Origin of the sequence: Deinococcus sp., from assembly GCF_030523985.1 — a bacterium.
In the GTDB taxonomy this organism is placed as follows: Bacteria; Deinococcota; Deinococci; order Deinococcales; family Deinococcaceae; genus Deinococcus.
The window spans coordinates 1-3,972 of record NZ_JAUNHK010000162.1 but is presented as its reverse complement, the minus strand read 5'-3'; the positions used below and the strand labels follow the sequence as shown (position 1 = coordinate 3,972).

Here is a 3,972-nt window from a genome sequence, read left to right as displayed (position 1 = left end):
TAAGGCCCGACCAGCCAGGAACCCCGGTTACTCGTCGCTGATGTCTTCGGATTCCAGAATGGCGCGGTAGTCCTCAAGGCTTTCGCCTTCACCGAGGTCTTTGGCAATCTTTTCGATGGCGAGGCGCACGACTTCGCTCTTGCTAATCAGCCGTTCGGGACTGGACAGTTCGTAGGCGGTGCGCGTCAGCAGGGCGTCTTGCTCCTCGCTGATAACCACCTGCAAGCGTTTGCGTTCCTTTTTGGGCATCGCACTCCTCGGCCGCTGGAGAAGGGCGGCATCGGGCGTCAGCTTAACACGGCCTTTACTCATGGGCAACACGAGGGGCGAGATGTGCAACCTCACCGAATTTTTCAGCATTTCGGACTCATCATGTGTACGTTGTGTCTTTGACGCACGAATTGACCGGGCCTCTCCTCTGAAGACGCATCGCTGAAGGGGCAACTTCGTATACTGGGCCACGATGAAGTCCATCGGCCCTTATGTGGTGTTGCGTGAAGCGAGTGCGGGCCAATCGGCCCCAGGTGAAGCCGGAACGGGCGACTGGGCCACCCCGCGCCGCCGCCCCTCACGCACCCTGAGGGCTGCCGACCGCCTGACCGGGCTGCCCGTGCTGCTCCATCCGCTTGACGCCATCGCTCCCGTTCCGTCGCTGCCCGAGCATCCCCGGTTGCTGCCCTTTACCGACATGGCGGTCGAGATGGCCCGCGCTTACCTCGTCACCGAGTTGCCCCCGCAGACCGTACCCGCCCAAGACCCCCTGCAAGCCGCCCGCGCCGCCCTGGAAGTCCTGGATTTCCTGCACGGTCAGGGTCTGACGCACGGTTCGCTGGACGCCGCGCAGTTCTGGACCGTGGACGGCAAGGTGCGGGTCAGCGGCGCAGGGCTGCCCCGGCCCGGCCTTCGTCCCACACCCGCCGACGACCTGCGCGACCTCGCCAACGCCCTGGAAGACCTCGGCGGCCTGCCCTCCTTGCTGGCGGTGCTGCGGACAGCAGGCGAGGGCCTGAAGGCGGGCGAACTGCTGGAACTGCTGAACGTGGGGCTGACGCAGGAACAGCTTGCCGAAGCCCTCGAACACATGCCGATGCTCTCGGCGACAGGAACCTCGGCGGCAACCGACGATATGGTGGTGCCCGTCCCGTTCGACGGCGACGAGGAAATTGTGCTGGGCGGCGCTCTGGCCGACGAAATCCTGGGCCTGAAACCCGCGTCCGAAGCCGGCGCACAGACACCCGATGCCGACGAAGCCACCGAACCCGACACGGACGTTCAAGCGCCAGAGTCGCAAGAGGGGGCAAGTCATGGGCCAGTCAACGACGAAGCGCCTGCCCCAGCCCCCGTCACCTTTCCTCTGCGGCCCGCGTCCTCTGCCTCCGTGTTGGTGGCCGACAGAGAGGCCGGAGCCCTTGCCGAACTCGGGGAATTCCAGCGCCTCGCTCCGCGTGACAGCAGCGCCGCTTCCCACAGTCCGGCTGCCGAGCCGCCGCCTACGGCCAGCGTCCCTGTGGCCCTGCCGGGCGAGCGGCCCCGCGTGATTCGCCGCGCCGCGAGGCAGGCCAGCGAGCGCCTCAAGGCCGACAACCGCCGCCGCCTCGACATCAGCGCCCTGCGTCGCCAGCGCACTGCCGCCACCATCGAGCAATTGCAGGGCGAGGGCCACACCGACCCCGCCACCCTCGACACCTTGGCCCCCGCCGAGGTGCCGGGTGCCCCTTCCCTCACTGCCCCCTCGCCGCAGGAGCGCCGCCGCCTGGAGCAGCAGGCCTGGGAAGAACAGGTGGCCCTCGACGCGCAACTTGCCGCTGCCCGCCGCGCCCGCGAGGAGCAGCGCCGCGCCGAGAGCATTTTTTCGCCAGCCCAGGGGCTCAGCGTCGCTCCCAGCGACATCGCCGAGGTGCAGCGTCTGTCGCCCAGCAAACCCGTGAATGCTCCCCGCGCCCAGAAACGCCGCCTCGCGCCCATCCGCATGAGCTGGGGCAGAGACGGCGAGCGGCGGGTGGTGCGCCCCCTCGGCCCGCGTGAAGAGCTGCTGCGCTGGCTGCTGCCCACGCTGGGCGTGCTGGTGGTGGCCTTTGCCGTTGCCGCCGTGCCCCGCGCCCTGCGCCCCGCCCCGGCCCCCTGCTGCGAGGTGCAGTTTCGCCTGACCGGAGCCGACAACCAGCGGGCCAGACTCACGCTGCTTCAGGCTCCCAAAACCACAGGCTGGCAACTGGGCCGCAAACTGGGCGAAGTGCCCGGCACCGTGCAACTGCCCGCCCCCGGCACCTACCGCATCAAGGTGAATGCTGACGGGTACGCCCCGGCCCGTGTCAACGTGACCGTACCCACCCGCGACCCGGTAACGGTCAACCTGGGCGAATAGGCCGAACGCCCAGTGTGGATGGACAGCCCAGGTGAGGCGTCGGCAAAACCGGGGCCGCGCCGTGCCACAATTGCAGCCGTGAGCATCGTCATTCTGGATTTCGGCAGTCAATTCACCCGCCTGATTGCGAGGCGTTTCCGCGAGTTGGGCGCGTACTCGGTCATCTTGCCCGGCGGCTCCAGCCTGGAGCGCGTGCAGCAGGAAAACCCGCAGGGCATCGTGCTGTCGGGTGGCCCCAGCAGCGTGTACGACGAAAATGCGCCTAAGCCCGGTGCTGGGGTGCTTGACCTGAACATTCCCATTCTGGGCGTGTGCTACGGGATGCAGTACCTCGCACACGAGGCGGGCGGCGACGTGAAGCGGGCAGGCAAGCGCGAGTACGGCAAGGCCGACCTGACCGAGTACGGCGGCAAGCTATTCGAGGGCATCGAAGGCGAATTCGTGGCCTGGATGAGCCACTCCGACTCGGTGACCCAACTGCCGCAGGGCTACGCCGTGGTCGCCAAAACCGAGGACACGCCCGTCACCGCCATCGAAAACAACGAAACGCGGCGCTACGGCGTGCAGTTTCACCCCGAAGTCGTCCACACGCCCAAGGGCGGGCAACTGCTGGGCAACTTTCTGGACATCTGCGGCGTGAAGCGCGACTGGAACGCCGAACACATCGTGGACGAACTGGTGCAGGGCGTCAAAGACCAGGTCGGGGACGGCAAGGTGCTGCTGGGCATTTCGGGCGGGGTGGACTCCTCCACGCTGGCGCTGCTGCTGGCCCGCGCCGTGGGCGACAACCTGACCGCGCTGTTTGTAGACCACGGCCTGCTGCGCCTCAACGAACGCCACGAGGTAGAACAGGCCCTCAAATCAGCGGGCGTGAACGTGGTGACGGTGGACGCCCGCGAGCAATTTCTGGGCGCTCTGGCGGGCGTCAGCGACCCCGAGCAGAAGCGCAAAATCATCGGACGCGAGTTTATCCGGGCCTTCGAGCGCGAAACCGAGAAGCTGGGCCACTTCGACTTTTTGGCGCAGGGCACGCTCTACCCCGACGTGATCGAGTCGGCGGGCGGTGAGGGCGCCGCCAACATCAAGAGCCACCACAACGTCGGCGGGCTGCCCGAAGACCTCAAGTTCAAGCTGGTCGAACCCTTCCGCACGCTGTTCAAGGACGAGGTGCGCGAAATCGCCAAGCTGCTGGGCCTGCCCGACCACATCCGTATGCGCCACCCCTTCCCCGGCCCCGGCCTCGCCATTCGCTGCCTGGGCGAAGTGAACGAAACCAAGCTCGACATCCTGCGCCGCGTGGACGACATTTTCATCAGTGGGCTGCGCGAGTTCGGGCTGTACGAAGGCTGCTCACAGGCCCTCGCCGTGCTGACCCCCATTCAATCGGTCGGCGTCATGGGTGACGAGCGCACCTACTCCTACACGGCGGCGCTGCGGGCCGTCACCACCGACGACTTCATGACGGCGGAGTGGGCGCGGCTGCCCTACGAATTCCTGGCGACCATGAGCAACCGCATCGTCAATCAGGTGCATGAAATCAACCGCGTGGTCTACGACATCACGGGCAAGCCACCCGCCACCATCGAGTGGGAATGAATCGTTGACGC

The 3,972-nt window shown here is 66.8% G+C and carries 3 protein-coding genes; 2 read left to right on the top strand and 1 reads right to left on the bottom strand.

The genetic code is table 11. The features are described from left to right. Positions 1–27: 27 nt before the first annotated feature. Complete coding sequence (locus tag Q4C89_RS14315) at positions 28–249, bottom strand: hypothetical protein (RefSeq protein WP_010888507.1); 222 nt, start codon at positions 247–249, stop codon at positions 28–30. Positions 250–463: 214 nt separating this feature from the next. Between Q4C89_RS14315 and Q4C89_RS14310 the strand changes: the two genes are divergently transcribed. Together Q4C89_RS14310 and guaA are read left to right on the top strand one after the other, a co-directional pair. Then, positions 464–2,365, top strand: a complete 1,902-nt coding sequence (locus Q4C89_RS14310; RefSeq protein WP_303103300.1) for a PEGA domain-containing protein — start codon at positions 464–466, stop codon at positions 2,363–2,365. Positions 2,366–2,443: 78 nt separating this feature from the next. Continuing rightward, positions 2,444–3,961: a glutamine-hydrolyzing GMP synthase gene (gene guaA / locus Q4C89_RS14305; RefSeq protein ID WP_303103299.1), complete on the top strand. Its 1,518-nt coding sequence runs from the start codon at positions 2,444–2,446 to the stop codon at positions 3,959–3,961. Positions 3,962–3,972 lie beyond the last annotated feature (11 nt).